The sequence below is a fragment of the Saccharopolyspora aridisoli genome, from assembly GCF_004348445.1.
GTDB classification, from domain to species: domain Bacteria; phylum Actinomycetota; class Actinomycetes; order Mycobacteriales; family Pseudonocardiaceae; genus Saccharopolyspora; species Saccharopolyspora aridisoli.
The window spans coordinates 1-14,856 of record NZ_SMKV01000042.1 but is presented as its reverse complement, the minus strand read 5'-3'; the positions used below and the strand labels follow the sequence as shown (position 1 = coordinate 14,856).

Here is a 14,856-nt window from a genome sequence, read left to right as displayed (position 1 = left end):
CTCGAACCGGTGTCCGCCCAAGATCTCCGACTTGGTCTCGATCACACCCGAAAGTTCGCCCCATCAGGTGGCCGGGATTCCCTCATCGCCCAGTCGTGCCCTGCTGACCGGACACGACATGCACCGCGGACCGCCTCGACCGGAACCCAGTTCCGACCCGCTGATGCGAAGCACCTCGATGCCGGCCTCCTCCAGCCGCGTGTTCGTCTCGGCGTTGCGCTCGTAGGCCACCACCACACCGGGAGCGACGGCGAGCGTGTTGTTGCCGTCCTCCCACTGCTCGCGCTCCGCGGTGACGGGGTCGAGCCCGGTGTCGATGACCCGCAGCCGATCGATGCCCATCGCCTCGGCCGCCGCGTCCAGGAACGGTTCCGGGCCGGACACGTCCAACTCGCCGTCCTTGGGGCGCAGCGCGTAGGCGCGCAGCGAGTGCTGGATCGCCGGGTACATCACCACGGCGTCCCGGTCGACCATCGTGCAGACGGTGTCCAGGTGCATCGACGCGCGGGTCTGCTCGATCGGCACGGCCAGCACCGTGTGCGCGAGGTCGTCGGCGAACAACGAGCGGGCCAGCGACTCGGCGCCCGCGGGGGTGGTGCGCTCGCCGACGCCGATCGCGACCACGCCGGGGGCCAGCAGCAGCACGTCGCCGCCCTCCACCGGCGCGGAGTGCGCGCCGTACGCGCGGGCCGCGTGCGAGAACCGCGGGTGGTAGGCGTAGATCAGGTCGGTGATCGCCGACTCGCGCCGCCGGGCCGGCATCGCCAGCGCCGCGATCGCCACCCGGTCACCGATCCACACCGACGAGTCACGGGTGAACAGCAGGTTCGGAATCGGTTCGATGGCGAAGTCGTGCGGGCGGTGCATCCGCCGCACGAGCGAGTCGCCCTCGGCGGCGGGCAGCTCCTCGAAGGTCATGCCGCCGATGATCACCTCGGCCAGCGTCGCGTCGGGGACGTCGGCCAGGTGCGACCGCAGCGCGTCGGCCACGTCGCGGCCGAGCCTGAGCCCGTCGACGCCGGCGTGCACGGCAGCGGCGCGCGCGCGGGCGTCGGCGAGGGCCTCGGTGAGCAGGTCGCGCAGCAGCAGCACCTCGACGCCGCGTCCGCGCAGCACCTCGGCGAAGGTGTCGTGCTCCTCCTGCGCCCGGTCGACCCAGGGGATCGCGTCGAACAGCAGCTGGTCGTTGTTGCGCGGCGTGAGGCGCTTGAGCTCGGAACCGGGCCGGTGCAGCACCACCGAGGTCAGCGGTCCGACTTCGCTCTGGACGTGCGGTCGAGTCACATCCCGAAGCCTAGCCCGGACGAACATAATCGTCGCTGATCACGTTCACTTTCGATGGAACATGAACTTTCTTGCCCGCTGAACCATCGATGCGTTGCGTTTGATGCGGGATTCCAAGATCACGGGAGCCAGCTGACGTGGCCGCGCAGCGCCGAGTAGCCGACGAACGCCACGACGTCGATCAGCGCGTGCCCGACGATGAGCGGGACCAGCCGATTGGTGCGCTGCCAGATCCGCCCGTACACCAGGCCCATCACGACGTTGCCCACGAAGCCGCCGAAGCCCTGGTAGAGGTGGTAGCTGCCGCGCAGCAGCGCCGCCAGCCACAGCGACCGGTTCTCGCTCCAACCGAGCTGCCGCAACCGCGTCAGCACGTAGCCGACGACCAGCACCTCCTCGGCGAAGGCGTTGCCGAACGCCGCGAGCGCGAGAACCGGTGCCCGCCACCACGCGTCGGTCAGCGTCGAAGGCTGCACGGTCAGGCTCAGGCCCAGCGCGTGCGCCAGCAGGTACAGCCCGAGGCCTGGAACCCCGATGAGCGCCGCGAGCCCCGCGCCGCGCAGCACGTCCCCGCCCAGCCGGGTGCGGTCCAGCCCGATCCGCCACAGCGCCATGCCGCCGCGCCACAGCAGGAACGCGCCCAGCGCGCCCCACGCCACCAGGCGCAGCACGTTGACCAGTTGCGCCAGCATGTCGAGAAGCCCGAGGTGGGCCTGCGGCTGGTTGATCGCGACCTGCTGCTGCGCCAGCGGAGTCGGCTGCAGGAGCGCGTCCAGCAGCGAGACCAGGCTCTGCAACCCCGACATCCCCAGGGTCACCGCGAACACCACGAGCAGTTCGACACCGATCGCCTTGCGCTCCGCCGGATCGGTGAACTCCTCGGGATCACCGGGGCGTGTGGGGCTCAGCCAGGCGCGCAGGGTGCTCACCGGACGAACCGTACCCGTCGGCGTGCTGTCGCCACCCGGATGTCGCACCTCGTTGCGGAGGGAGGGATTTCGGTTGGAACCGCGGGAGGCCCGCATCCCGTCGTACGAGTGGTCGCCGACGCCGGAGGGTGGGCGTGGACGTTTACGTGTGGGGCACGCAGGAAGCCGAGCCCATGGCCGAGACATTGCCGGCGCTGGCCATGCGCGTGCTGCGGGAGGTCCGGGAGTTCGATTCGATCAACTGCGCGCTGGGCGCGACTGATTTCTTCGGGGTCCGCGACGGTGTGCTCGTGGAGTTCCAGTACGCGGATCCGGGCGGCCTGCAGGTCCGCTTCTCCGACGGCCTCCGCGAAGGCCGGGCGTGGGCCGTGGCGCACGCGTTCCTGTGGTTGATGACGCGCCAGGCCCAGGTCGCCGAAGCCGTCCTCCTCGGCGGGGACGACGGCTCGCTGCGGTTCCGCCACGGGCGGATCACCCGTGCGGCGACGTGGTTCTCGGACGAGACCTCCTGAGCACGGGGCGGTTCTGGTCCGAACCCGATCACGATCGAAGTCCGTCCGGTCGGTTCGGACCAGGTCGTCGAGCTCAGGAACCCTTGCGCTGCTGGGCGAGGAAGGGGCAGCCGACGAGGCGGCGGAGTTCGAAGCCGAGGCGCTCGGTGGTGTCGGCCGGGCGGGAGAAGCCGAGCCGGACGTCGTGATCGCCGTCGGAGGACTCGACGCGCAGCCGCAGGCCGTAGCGGTCCAGGCCGAGCGGGCGGATGTGCCCGCCGCGCAGCTGTTCCGGCAGGTGCCGGGAGAGCAGACCGACGACGTCGCGGTGCGAGAGCTCCAGGTGCCGCAGCCAGTCGTCCTCGAAGGTGCAGAACGGGTCCGGTGTCGCGGCCTGGAAATCGGTGGAGTCCACCGAATCCGTGCCCTCGGCGTCGGCCAGCACGATCGAGGCGGACTCCAACCGCAGCACGCTCGCGCCGTGACCGGCGTCCAGCAGCCGCGGGTCGGGGCGGTCGTCGACGATCGACAGCACCTCGTGTTGGGCCTCTCCGGGGTCCAGCACCCGCAGCCAGCCGGTCAGCCACAGCAGTCCGCGGACCGGTTCCCGCAGGCGCACCGGAGTGGGGTCGGCGACCTCGATGACGGCGGCGAGCTCGCCGCGCGGCGCGTGCCAGCAGGCCGCGATCAGCGGGTGGTCGTCTGCCAGCAGCACGGTCGCGCTGCCGTCCGGGTGCACGTGGTGCAGCAAGGGGGCGACGCGAGCCGAGACCTCGCCGGACGGCAGCAGTGCTGCTTTCCCGCCACGCTTGGCAATGCTCCTGGCTCGTTCCGCGAAACTGGGTCTGGCCGGCTTGCGGATCGTCTTCTCGCCCACCTTGCTCACCTCCTACTTAGGCAAGCCTAACTTAAGTTTGAGCGTGGCGAAAGTCCCCGGTCCGGTGAGCGGATCGCGGATCTCGCGGACTCCCCACGCAATGCAACGCCCTTACTACCAGGTGCGACGACGTGATGGGGAGCCGACCGGAGTAGTGAGTGGAGGGCCGTGCGGGTGGTATCTCGGACCGGACCACCCGGGTGGTGGGTGCATTGACTACGCAGGGGTGCATGATGTCGGCCAAACACGTCCTAGGGAGTCGCGTATGACCCGGTCAGACGTCCGTTTTTCGGGCATCTTTGTTCACTGGCCGCAACGGCACTAGCGTGTCCACCGTGTCAAGCGCTGTTGAGCTTCGCGCGCCAGGTCCGCGCGGCATCCCACCCCTGTTCGCCCGACTGGTCGATGACGCCGCGCTGTTCCCACCCGGCAACCGCAACGAGGCGGCCACTCCGGTGCCGCAGGCGGTCGCCGAGCACCTGGACGCGCGGGCCGGTGAGTTCGCCGGTCTGCTCGGCCCGATGCTGTGCCAGGCGTCGCGGCTCGCCGAGCTGATCACCGAGCTGGCCAAGGTCAAGCCGTCCTCCCCGGTCCCGCTGTCGCTGGTGTGCGACACGGGTCTGGGCGGGGTCCCCAAGGCGCTGTCGATCATCGAAGGACGCCAGGAGCTGCTGGCCCTGCGGATGGTCGAGATGCCCGCGCCGTCGGACGTGGACGACATCTGGCTGGAGCGGGTCTCGGAGTTCGTGCCCGAGGACATCACCCGCGTCGTCGAACCGCGCCGGGGCGGCGAGGGCTGGCTGGACGGCGTTCGCCGCGTCGCCGAGCACGGCTGCTGGCCGAAGCTGCGCACCGGCGGTCAGACCGCCGAAGCCGTCCCCACCGTCGACGAAGTCGCCGAGTTCCTCGCCGTCGTCGGTTCGCTGGACGTGCCGTTCAAGGGGACCACCGGCCTGCACGCCGCCGTCCGGGGCGAGGATCCCGAAACCGGGTTCACCCATCACGGTTTCCTCAACCTGCTCGTCGCGACCGCGCGGTCCCTTTCCGGGAAGGATGTGCGGGCGGCGCTGGAAAGCACCGATGGTGCCGCGCTGGCCGAGGAGGCCCGCTCGCTGTCCGACGACGCGGCCAACGCGGTGCGCGACGTCTTCGCCTCGTACGGCTCGTGCTCGCTGAAGGACCCCGTCGCCGAACTGGAAGGTTGGGGTTTGCTGTGAGCTGGATCGAGGACGCGGAGTTCACCCCGGACAAGCCGTTCGGTCCGCAGACCCTCCCGTACGGGGTGCTGGTCACGGGCAACGGTCCGGTGGTCGCCGTGCGCGTCGGGCGGCACGCCCTGCCGCTGCGCGCCATCGCGGGTGAACTCGGTCCTCGCCTGGCGGAGCTGATCTCCGGTGACTCCCTCGACCCGCTGCTCGCCGCGGGCCGCGACGCCTGGCGCGAGCTCCGGGAACGGCTCACCGGCATCGTGACCGCCGACCGCGCGCCCTCCGGTGCGGAGCTGGTGCGCACCGACTGGCACACGCTGTCGATGCCGTTCACCGTCGGCGACTACGTCGACTTCTTCGCCTCCCGGCACCACGCCGAGAACGCCGGCCGCATCCTGGCGCGCGGTTCGGCGCCGCTGCCGGAGAACTGGACGCATCTGCCGGTCGCCTACCACGGTCGCTCCGGGACGGTCCACGTCTCGGGCACCGACGTCCACCGGCCCAGCGGTCAGCGCAAGGCCGCCGGTGACGCGCACCCGGCGTTCGGCCCGACCCGGCGACTGGACTTCGAGGCCGAGGTCGGGTTCGTCTGCGGCGGCGAGGCCGCCGCGCAGATCCCCACTTCCGAGTTCGCCGATCACGTCTTCGGTGTCGCGCTGGTCAACGACTGGTCGGCGCGCGACGTCCAGGCGTGGGAGTCCAAGCCGCTCGGCCCGTTCCTGGGCAAGTCCTTCGCCACCTCCATCGCCGGCTGGATCACGCCGCTGGAAGCCCTCGAAGCCGCCAGGGTCGCGGTTCCGCCGCCGGAGCAGCCGTTGCAGCAGTACCTGGTGGAGCACGAGCCGTGGGGCCTCGACCTGCGGTTGGAGGTGCGCTGCAACGAGACGTTGCTGGCGCAGCCGAAGTTCGCCGACATGTACTGGTCGCCCGCCCAGCAGCTGGCGCACATGACCGTCGGCGGGGCACCGGCCCGGCCGGGCGACCTGTTCGCCTCCGGGACCGTGTCCGGGCCCGAGCGCGACCAGCGCGGGTGCCTGCTGGAGCTGACCTGGGGAGGATCGGATCCGGTCACGCTCTCCGACGGTGAGCAGCGGACCTTCCTCCAGGACGGCGACCGGGTGACACTGAGCGGCAGTGCGCCGGGTCCCGGCGGTTCGGTCGTCGGGCTCGGCGAGGTGACCGGCACGGTGCTCGCGGCGGCTCGGAGGTGACGCGATGGCCCAACCCGATCCGGCGCACGCCGCTCCGCGCCTGCAGCACGAGGGGCCGACGGGCACCAAGGAGAGCTCGCTGACGCTCGAGCGCGGGCTGAGCCTGCTGCAGGCGGTCGCCGACGCGGAGAGCGAAGCGCCCACGATCAGCGATCTGGCCACCCGCATCGGCGTGAGCCGCGCCGCGGTGTACCGGCTGCTCGGACCGCTGCAGAGCCGTGGCCTGGTGCGTCGTGAAGGATCTCGGGTCCGGCTGGGCTTGGGAGTGCTGTGGCTGGCGGGACGGGTCCTGCCGCAGCTGCGGGTCGCCTGCACGCCCGCGTTGCGCGGGCTGGCGGAGAAGGTGGGAGCCACCGCGCACCTGACCGTCGCAGACGGCAGCGAGGCGCAGGCCGTCGCGGTCGTCGAACCGTCCTGGACCAGCTACCACGTGTCCTACCGGGTGGGCACGCGTCATCCCGTCCAGCGCGGTGCCGCCGGGCAGGCGGTGGACCTGCCGGCGGGCTCTCCGCGGTGGATCTCCAGCGGCGGTGACCTGCAGCAGGGCGCCTTCGGCGTGGCCGCGCCGGTGCGTGGGGTCCCGGGGCTGCGCGCCAGCGTCGGAGTGGTGGCGCTGCAGCCGATCGCGGCCGACGAGATCGGGCCGATGGTCGTCGAGACGGCCGAGTCCGTGGCCGAAGCCCTGCGATGACGGTCCGCGTCGGGCCTTCAACCTGATCGTGTCGGAAGGTCGTTCCGGGCGGGTGGCCGAGGTCGCGCTGCGTGGAGGAGGACCTTGGTCCCGTCGGAACCAGGACGCTCGACCGGCCGATGGGGGGCCCTTGCCTCTGCGCGCGCGGGCGCGCGGAACGGCAGTGTGGTGTTGTGGATCTGCTCGACATCGCGCGCTGGCAGTTCGGGATCACGACCGTCTACCACTTCCTGATGGTGCCGCTGACCATCGGACTGGCGATCCTGGTCGCCGGAATGCAGACGGCCTGGTACCGGACCGGGAACCGCCGATACCTGAAGATGACCAAGTTCTGGGGCAAGTTGATGCTCATCAACTTCGCCATGGGCGTGGTCACCGGCATCGTGCAGGAGTTCCAGTTCGGCATGGCCTGGAGCGCCTACTCCCGCTTCGTCGGTGACGTCTTCGGCGCGCCGCTGGCGATGGAGGGCCTGCTCGCGTTCTTCGTCGAGTCGACCTTCCTCGGCCTGTGGATCTTCGGCTGGGACCGGCTGTCCAAGGGCGTGCACCTGGCGTGCGCGTGGGCGTTCTCGCTGGCCACCGTGCTGTCGGCGTACTTCATCCTGGCCGCCAACTCGTGGATGCAGCACCCGGTCGGCGTGCGCGTGGTCGAGGGCAAGCCGGAGCTGATCTCGATCTGGGCGGTGCTGACCAACTCCACGGTGCTCGCCGCTTTCCCGCACACGATCTTCGGTTGCTTCGCCGTCGCGGGCGGGTTCCTCATCGGCATCGCGGCCTGGCAGATCGTCCGGCAGCGCAAGCAGGCCGACGAGACCGGGGAGCCCGTCGACGAGGAGGACCGGCGGACCTGGCACGGGTCGATGCGGCTCGGCGCCTGGGTGGCGGTCGTCGCCTTCACCGGCCTGGCCATCAGCGGCGACGTCCAGGGCAAGCTGATGTTCGACCAGCAGCCGATGAAGATGGCCTCGGCGGAAGCGCTGTGCCACAGCGAGGCCCCGGCCAGCTTCTCGATCTTCGCGGTGGGCGACGTCAGGAGCCCCGACTGCGAGGACGTCAAGAGCCTGACCGTGCCCTACATCCTCTCCTACCTCGCTGAAGGTGACTTCACCAGCGAGGTCGACGGGGTCAACGAGTTGATCCCCAGGTACCAGGCCGAGTACGGCACGCACTACCCGAACGACCCGAAGCTGGGGCAGTTCGCCGGCCAGCCGATCGACTACCAGCCGCTGCTGCCGGTGACCTACTGGGGTTTCCGGTTCATGATCGGCTTCGGCGGCCTGGCCGCGCTCGGTGGCCTGGTCGTGCTGTGGCTGACCCGCAAGCAGCGCTTCCCCAAGGGCAAGCTGTGGGCGCCGCTGGCGCTGCTGGGCATCGGAGCGCCGTTCGCCGGCAACATCTCGGGCTGGGTGTTCACCGAGATGGGGCGCCAGCCGTTCGTGGTCGCGCCGAACCCGAACCCGTCCGGGGTGGACGGAGTCTTCATGTACACCGCCTCGGCCGTGTCCTCCGGCGTCACGCCCGGCGAGATGCTGACCTCGGTGATCAGCCTGACCGCGCTGTACGGGGTGCTGCTGGTCGTGGAGGTCTTCCTGATGATCCGCTTCGCCCGAGGAGGTTTCGCGGCCGTGATGCCACCGGAGAAGGAACCGGGGGAGTCCGACTCCGACGAAGCCCTGTCCTTCGCGTACTGAGAGGCCGAGATGGACCTGCCCACCTTGTGGTTCCTCGTGATCGCCCTGCTGTGGCTGGGATACCTGTTCCTGGAGGGCTTCGACTTCGGCGTCGGCATGCTGCTGCCGATCTTCGGGCCCCGGCGGAGCGAGCACGGCAACACCGACCGCAGAGTCATGATCAACACCATCGGCCCGGTCTGGGATGGCAACGAGGTCTGGCTGATCGTGGCCGGTGGCGCCACCTTCGCCGCCTTCCCCGGTTGGTACGCCTCGCTCTTCTCCACCGCCTACCTGCCGCTGCTGTTGTTGCTGCTCGCGCTCATCGGTCGCGGCGTCGCCTTCGAGTACCGCGGCAAGGTCGACACCGACCGCTGGCGCCGCACCTGGGACACCGTGATCGTGCTGGCGTCCTGGATCGCACCGGCGATGGTGGGTCTGGTCCTGTCCGCCAACGTCTTCGGCCTGCCGTTGGACGCCAACGGTGACCGGGTCGGTGGCTGGTGGACGATCTTCACCCTGCCCAGCGTCGTCGGCGCGATCGCCGTGGTCACCTTCTCGATGCTGCACGGTGCAGTTTTCCTGGCGCTCAAGACCGAGGGCGAGATCCGGCTGCGCGCCCGGCGGTTCGCGTTGCGCGCGGGCGTCCCGCTGCTGCTGCCGGTGGTCGCGCTGGTGCTGCTCGCCCAGTTCCGCGGAGGCTCGGCCTGGACCTGGATCCCGCTGGTCATAGCACTGGTGGCCGGACTGCTCGGCATCGCCAGGGTCGCCGCGGATCGCGAGGGACAGGCGTTCTTCCTGCAGGCCGTCGCGCTGACCGGCGTCGTGGTGACCCTGTTCGGAGCGCTGTGGCCGAACGTCATCCCGTCCACCGTGGACCCGGCGTTCTCGCTGTCGATCGAGGACACCGCCGCCAGCGACTACCCGCTGATGATCATGACGTGGGTCGCCGCGTTCGGAACACCGGCCGTGATGGTCTACCAGGGCTGGACCTACTGGGTGTTCCGCAAGCGCATCGGCACCGGGCACATCCCGCCGGTGCACGCGCCGTGACCGGGCCGCTCGGCGCGCTGCCCCGGCTGTCCGGCGCGACCCGGCGCGCTCTGGTGGTCGCCGGACTGCTCGCCGCGGGCAACGCGATCGCGCTCATCGCGCAGGCGTGGGCGATCTGCAGCGCGCTCGCCGACGTCGTCGTGCGCGGCGTGCCCGCCGCCGAGATCAGCGACCGGCTGGTGGTGCTGGCCGCCGCCGTGATCGCCCGCGCGGTGCTGAGCTGGGCGACCGAATCGGTGTCCGCCCGTGCCGCCGCCGGGGCGAAGGAAGAACTGCGCGCGCTGCTGCTGGACTCCGCCCTTCGGCGTGGGCCCGAGTGGATCGGCCAGCGCGGGCCCGCCGAGCTGACCGCGCTGGCCACCCGCGGTCTGGACGCGCTGGACGCCTACTTCACCAAGTACCTGCCGGCGCTGGTCACCGCCGCGATCGTGCCGCCGCTGGTCGGCGCCTGGATCCTCTGGTCCGATTGGCTGTCGGCGCTGGTCGTGGTCCTGACCGTGCCGCTCATCCCGCTGTTCGCCTGGCTCGTCGGCCGCTACACCGAGCAGCGCATCGCCCGCGCCACCGATTCCGAGCACCGGCTGTCCGCACGCCTGCTGGAACTGATCCGCGCGCTGCCGGTGCTCACCGCGTTCGGCCGCGCTCGGGCGCAGCGCGAGGTCGTGCGCCGGGTCAGCGAGGAGCACCGCCGCAGCACAGTCGCCACGCTGCGGATCGCGTTCCTGTCCGCGTTGGTGCTGGAGCTGTTCTCGTCGTTGTCGGTGGCGATGGTCGCCGTCGGCATCGGACTGCGGCTCGTCGCCGGCGAACTCGACCTGACCACCGGGCTGTTGGTGCTGGTCCTGGCCCCGGAGTGCTACTTGCCGCTGCGCGCGGTCGGTGCCGCGCACCACGCCAGCGAGGACGGTGTGGAGGCCGTCCGCCGAGTGGACGAGATCGTGTCCGAACCCGAGGGAACCGGATTCGCGATCTCCGGCTCGCCGGACGACGAGCCCGGCGTGCTGCGGGTGTCCGGACTGCGCGTGCGCCGCCGCGGCGCCTACGTGCCGGACGGGCTGAGCTTCACCGCGCGGCCCGGATCCGTGGTGCGACTCGCCTTCGGCGACGTCGGCCCCAGCGGCAGCGGGAAATCCACGACCCTGTCGGTGCTCCTCGGCTTCACGCGACCCAACTCCGGCACGGTGACCTGCGGCGGAGCCACCCCCGACGTCGCGGAGTGGCGTCGGCGGATCGCCTGGGTCCCGCAACACCCGACCTTCACCGGCGGAACGGTCCGCGACGAGCTGATGGTGGCCACCGCTGATCAGCCGGACCTGGCGGAGCACGTCGACGGGGCGCTGGCCGAGGCGTCCGCCGGCCACCTGCGGGACCGCCGCATCGACGAGCTGTCGGCCGGCGAGCGGCAGCGCGTCGCCGTCGCCCGCGCGCTGCTGCGGCTGCGCGGTTCGGCGACGTTCCTGCTGCTCGACGAACCGACCGCGCACCTGGACGCGGTCAGCGCGCGGCACGTCGACACCGCGATCGAACGCGCGGCGGCGTCGGGCGCGACCGTCGTCCTGGCCAGTCACCGCCCGACCGGTGAAGGCGCCGAGGTCGAGACCTGCGCTCCGGCCGTCGAAGCGCAGGCCGGGGAAGCGGTGACCGGCCGTGGACGGCTGCGCGACGTGATCAGCTCCCGGATGCTTGCCGGCGCGGGACTCGGAGCGCTGTCGTTGCTGTCCGGTCTCGCGCTCACCGCCGTGTCCGCCTGGCTGATCGCGCGCGCTTCCCAGCAACCTCCGATCCTGACGCTGTCCGTCGCGGTCGTCGGTGTCCGGACCTTCGCGCTCTCGCGTGCCGCGCTGCGCTACCTCGAACGCCTCGTCACCCACGACGCCGCCTTCCGGACCGCCGGTGAACTGCGGGAACGCTTGTGGTCAGGGCTGGTCCGCCTAGGACCGGTCCGCACCTCCGGACTCCGGCGCGGCGAGGGCGTGGCGCGACTCGTTGACGACGTCGACAAGGTCCGCGACCTGATCCCACGCGTCCTGCTGCCACCCCTGATCGCGGTCGCGGTGCTCGTCGCCGCCGTCGTCGTGCAAGCGCTGGTGCTGCCCGAAGCCGGTCTCGTGCTCGCCGCCGCGCTGGCTGCGGCGAGCGTGGCGACCCCCGCCGCGGCGGTGATCGCCGAACGCCGAGCCAGCGACGCGGTCTCCGAAGGCCGTCGCGTCGTGGCCGCGCGGGTGCTGGCCCTGCTCGACGGCGCCGCCGAGCTGCTCGCCTTCGGCGCGCACACCGGCCGCCGAGCCGAACTCGCTGCCGCGGACGCGCGGTTGGCCGCCCGCGCGCGCCATGCCGCGTTCGGGACCGGTGCTGCGACCGCCGTGCACACGCTGCTGATCGGTGCCGCAGTGCTCGGCAGCGCCCACCTCGCGGCCGTCGCGGTCGCCGAAGGGCGCTTGGCTCCCGAACTCGCACCGCTGCTCGGGCTCGTCCCGCTGGCCGCGGCCGAAGCCGTCGCGCTGCTGCCGCCCGCCGCGCAGCAGTGGCGCTCGATGCGCACTGCCCACGACCGAATCGCACCCTTCCTCACCTGCCAGGGAACCGAGGCGTCGTTGAGCCGCACCGAGGGCGAGATCGACCTGGTCGACGTCGACATCGCCTGGCCCGACGGCGAACCGGTGCTCACCGGCGTCGACCTGAACGTGCCCGCGGGATCGCACGTGGCCGTCGTCGGACCTTCCGGAGCGGGCAAGTCGACCCTGCTCGCGCTGCTGCTCGGCTTCCTGCCCGCCGCGCGCGGCCTGGCCCGGGTGCCTGAGCGCGTGGCCTGGTGCCCGCAGGATCCGCAGCTGGTGACCACCACCATCCGCGAGAACCTGCGGCTCGCGGCTCCACGCGCGTCCGACGCCGAACTCGCCGAAGCGCTCGACGCCGCCGCGCTGACCGGCTGGGACCTGGACACACCGGTCGGCAGCGGCGGAACCGAGCTCTCGGGCGGCGAAGCCCAGCGGCTCGCGCTGGCCCGCGCCTTGCTCGCCGACGCAGACCTGGTGCTGCTCGACGAGCCCACCGCACACCTCGACGCCGAGACGGCCGACGCGCTGCTGCACCGGCTGCGCACCGACCTCCGAGGCCGGACCGTCGTGCACGTGACGCACCGGAGCACCGAGACCGCGGGTGCCGACCTCGTGCTGCGGGTGGACGGTGGCACCGTCTCAGCTGTGACCACGGCGGATGTGTCATGAACCGCAGTCGCAACTCCCTTCACCGCGTGTACGGGCGCTATAACCTCGAAAGCGTCATGGATTCCACTCTCGCCAGGCGGATGCTCACCGCGTCCACCGAGATCACCAGGGTGGCGCTGTCCGCGGAAGATCCCGAGGCTGTGCTGCCGCTGGTCGTCCGCCGCGCCGCGGAACTCGCCGAAGCGGACCTCGGCGTGGTCACCGTCCGCTCCGACGACGGCAGGCTCACCGTCGAAGCCGCCTACGGCGCACCGAGCGCGACCGGTCCGCTCGCCGACCCCGTCGGCACCGTGCTGTCCTCCCGTTCCGCGGCCGCCCGCGTCGCGCGCAGCGGCGTTCCGGTGGTCGTCGACGACCTGATCGACGACCCGCTGACCGCGCCGTACGTTCCCGCGTCGCTGCGGGTCTACGGCCCGTTCGCCGTCGCTCCCTTCGGCACTCGCGAACGGCGTCTCGGCGCGCTCGCCGTCTACCGTCGGCGCGGCGCCTCGACGTTCAACCGCGTCGCCGTCGACGTGCTCACCTCCTTCGCCGCTCAGGCCGGACTCGCGCTCGTGCTCGCCGAAGGCTCCACCGCCCGCCAGCGGATCGCCGTCTACCAGGAGCGCGAACGCATCGCCCGCGACCTGCACGACGTGATCGTGCAGCGCCTCTACGCCGCCGGCGTGCAGCTGGACGTGCTGCAACGACGGGTCGCGGGCAGCCTCGACACCGCCGACGCCGACCGGTTGGCCGAGACCGTCGAGCAGATCGACCAGGCCATCGCCGAAGTCCGCGCCACTGCCCGCACGCTGCGCTCGGCCGACCCCGAGACGCCCACCCAGGCACCCGCGCTCGACGACTCGATCCGCTCCGAGGTGCAGATCGCTGGCGAGCTCCTGGGGCGGCCGCCGAAGCTGGAGATCGACGGCGACCTCACCGACGTACCGGTACCCGTGGCCGATCACGCACGAGCCGCGCTGCGCGAGGCGCTGTCCAACGTCGTCCGCCACTCCGGTGCCCGCACCGTCCTGGTCCGGGTCCGCCGGTCCGAGCCGGGACTGCGCTTGCAGGTGGTCGACGACGGCTGCGGCATTCCCCGCGACGTGAGCAAGCGCGGCCTGCGCAACCTCGAAGAACGCGCCGCCGCTGCCGGTGGCCGCTGCACCCTCACCTCCTCCCCGGACAGCGGTACGACGGTCACCTGGGAAGTTCCGCTCGCCTAGATCGCGCTCCGCTCGACCGGGGACAGCCGGGTGCAGACCCAGCGCTCCGCCCGCCGTTCGAGTCGCAGCGCCAGCGCGCGGACCCGGTGAGCGCCCACGACCAAGCACGCCTCCACCGCCGAGTCGCCGATCGCGCAGGCGTGCACCGAGCGCAGTCGGTATTCCGGGTGGTCAGCTCCCCGAAGTCGGAGGCCGAGGAGGTTGCCGAACACCGTCGCGGTCAGGTGTTCGCGCACGCTTCTCGCACCTGATCGCCCGGCCAGCACGTTGAAGACCTGCCTGCCGATCACCGAGGCCACCGACACCGCGGTGCGTTGACGGGGGTCGGGGATGGCGGGCAGCGGTGCATCGGTGCGGCGGAGATGTTCGGTGCTGGGCCGGATTGCGGTCATGAGGCCTCCCACGTCGTTGATTTCGCCTTCGACGTGGAAGAGGCGCGAGGACCCCTGTTTCGGTCACTTTTCAGCCGGTATCACTCGATCGTGTGGCTTACGGTGCTTCACGTGGATCTGCGAGGACTGTTGCTGGACTACGCCGGGGTGCTCGACGAACCGGGGATGGCCTCGGTGGCGAGAGCGGTGCGCGGGGTCGGAGTGCGCACCGCCGTCGTCTCCAACGCCGACCAACTCGCGGACCCGGCATTGCCGGAGGCATTCGACGCGGTCGTCCTGTCCGGAGTCGTCGGATTCGCCAAACCCGACGCCGAGATCTACAGGCTCGCTGCGCGCCGCCTCGGACTCGAACCGGCTGAGTGCGTGTTCGTCGACGACCTCCGCCGCAATGTCGATGGCGCGGTGGATGCGGGAATGGTCGGGATCCACCACTCGGACCTCGAATCCACGGTCATGGAGCTCCAAGCCCTCTTCGACCTCGAACTTGGCGCCTGACCTGCGGTTTCACCCTTAGGAGGGGGGTGGTGTTCACGGCGTTTTTCGGGGTGCGTAAAGTATTCCAAGTCAGAGCGACACGGGCCGGGAAAACCGGGCCGGGCCTGACGGGGCCCCGAGAAC

The 14,856-nt window shown here is 71.3% G+C and carries 13 protein-coding genes; 9 read left to right on the top strand and 4 right to left on the bottom strand.

Annotated elements, in window-relative coordinates; genetic code table 11:
• Nucleotides 1-63 precede the first annotated feature (63 nt).
• Complete coding sequence (locus E1161_RS23580; protein WP_235875259.1) at nucleotides 64-1,284, bottom strand: arginine deiminase; 1,221 nt, start codon at nucleotides 1,282-1,284, stop codon at nucleotides 64-66.
• Nucleotides 1,285-1,403: 119 nt separating this feature from the next.
• Nucleotides 1,404-2,213 carry a CPBP family intramembrane glutamic endopeptidase gene (locus tag E1161_RS23575; protein WP_235875258.1) on the bottom strand — a complete coding sequence of 270 codons (810 nt, stop codon included), beginning with the start codon at nucleotides 2,211-2,213 and terminating at the stop codon, nucleotides 1,404-1,406.
• A 134-nt stretch (nucleotides 2,214-2,347) separates the two neighbouring features.
• Between E1161_RS23575 and E1161_RS23570 the strand changes: the two genes are divergently transcribed.
• A complete protein-coding gene (locus E1161_RS23570) occupies nucleotides 2,348-2,725 on the top strand; it encodes a hypothetical protein (protein ID WP_132626888.1) in 378 nt (125 codons plus the stop codon).
• A gap of 73 nt (nucleotides 2,726-2,798) precedes the next feature.
• Here the strand turns inward: E1161_RS23570 and E1161_RS23565 are convergent, their stop codons facing one another.
• Nucleotides 2,799-3,581 (bottom strand): DUF2470 domain-containing protein, encoded by a 783-nt coding sequence (locus tag E1161_RS23565; protein ID WP_132626886.1) that lies wholly within the window; start codon nucleotides 3,579-3,581, stop codon nucleotides 2,799-2,801.
• A 335-nt stretch (nucleotides 3,582-3,916) separates the two neighbouring features.
• Here E1161_RS23565 and E1161_RS23560 point away from each other — a divergent pair, with 335 nt between their 5' ends.
• From E1161_RS23560 to E1161_RS23530, 7 genes are all read left to right on the top strand, one after another.
• Nucleotides 3,917-4,798 (top strand): hypothetical protein, encoded by an 882-nt coding sequence (locus E1161_RS23560; protein WP_268951418.1) that lies wholly within the window; start codon nucleotides 3,917-3,919, stop codon nucleotides 4,796-4,798.
• Entirely contained in the window at nucleotides 4,795-6,000 is a 1,206-nt protein-coding gene (locus tag E1161_RS23555) for a fumarylacetoacetate hydrolase family protein (protein WP_132626884.1), read from the top strand. The genes E1161_RS23560 and E1161_RS23555 overlap by 4 nt, the downstream gene beginning before the upstream one ends.
• Nucleotides 6,001-6,004: 4 nt before the next feature.
• Complete coding sequence (locus tag E1161_RS23550) at nucleotides 6,005-6,691, top strand: IclR family transcriptional regulator (protein ID WP_132626882.1); 687 nt, start codon at nucleotides 6,005-6,007, stop codon at nucleotides 6,689-6,691.
• 173 nt (nucleotides 6,692-6,864) lie between these two features.
• Entirely contained in the window at nucleotides 6,865-8,382 is a 1,518-nt protein-coding gene (locus E1161_RS23545) for a cytochrome ubiquinol oxidase subunit I (RefSeq protein WP_132626880.1), read from the top strand.
• A 9-nt stretch (nucleotides 8,383-8,391) separates the two neighbouring features.
• Complete coding sequence (gene cydB / locus E1161_RS23540; protein ID WP_132626878.1) at nucleotides 8,392-9,414, top strand: cytochrome d ubiquinol oxidase subunit II; 1,023 nt, start codon at nucleotides 8,392-8,394, stop codon at nucleotides 9,412-9,414.
• Nucleotides 9,411-12,641 carry a thiol reductant ABC exporter subunit CydD gene (cydD, locus tag E1161_RS23535; RefSeq protein WP_235875257.1) on the top strand — a complete coding sequence of 1,077 codons (3,231 nt, stop codon included), beginning with the start codon at nucleotides 9,411-9,413 and terminating at the stop codon, nucleotides 12,639-12,641. Before cydB ends, cydD begins: the two co-directional genes overlap by 4 nt.
• A 56-nt stretch (nucleotides 12,642-12,697) precedes the next feature.
• Nucleotides 12,698-13,846 (top strand): GAF domain-containing sensor histidine kinase, encoded by a 1,149-nt coding sequence (locus tag E1161_RS23530; protein WP_132626876.1) that lies wholly within the window; start codon nucleotides 12,698-12,700, stop codon nucleotides 13,844-13,846.
• Here the strand turns inward: E1161_RS23530 and E1161_RS23525 are convergent.
• On the bottom strand, nucleotides 13,843-14,238 hold the full coding sequence (locus E1161_RS23525; protein ID WP_235875256.1) for an Rv3235 family protein: 396 nt from the start codon (nucleotides 14,236-14,238) through the stop codon (nucleotides 13,843-13,845). The genes E1161_RS23530 and E1161_RS23525 overlap by 4 nt on opposite strands.
• Before the next feature lie 111 nt (nucleotides 14,239-14,349).
• Here E1161_RS23525 and E1161_RS23520 point away from each other — a divergent pair, with 111 nt between their 5' ends.
• Entirely contained in the window at nucleotides 14,350-14,733 is a 384-nt protein-coding gene (locus E1161_RS23520) for an HAD-IA family hydrolase (protein WP_132626874.1), read from the top strand.
• Nucleotides 14,734-14,856: the final 123 nt, after the last annotated feature.

What these genes read in the sequence shown, in the direction of transcription:
- E1161_RS23550 (WP_132626882.1), top strand. Translation starts at nt 6,005, where the DNA reads ATGGCCCAACCCGATCCGGCGCACGCCGCTCCGCGCCTGCAGCACGAG.
- cydB (WP_132626878.1), top strand. Translation starts at nt 8,392, where the DNA reads ATGGACCTGCCCACCTTGTGGTTCCTCGTGATCGCCCTGCTGTGGCTG.
- E1161_RS23530 (WP_132626876.1), top strand. Translation starts at nt 12,698, where the DNA reads ATGGATTCCACTCTCGCCAGGCGGATGCTCACCGCGTCCACCGAGATC.
- E1161_RS23525 (WP_235875256.1), bottom strand. Translation starts at nt 14,238, where the DNA reads ATGACCGCAATCCGGCCCAGCACCGAACATCTCCGCCGCACCGATGCA.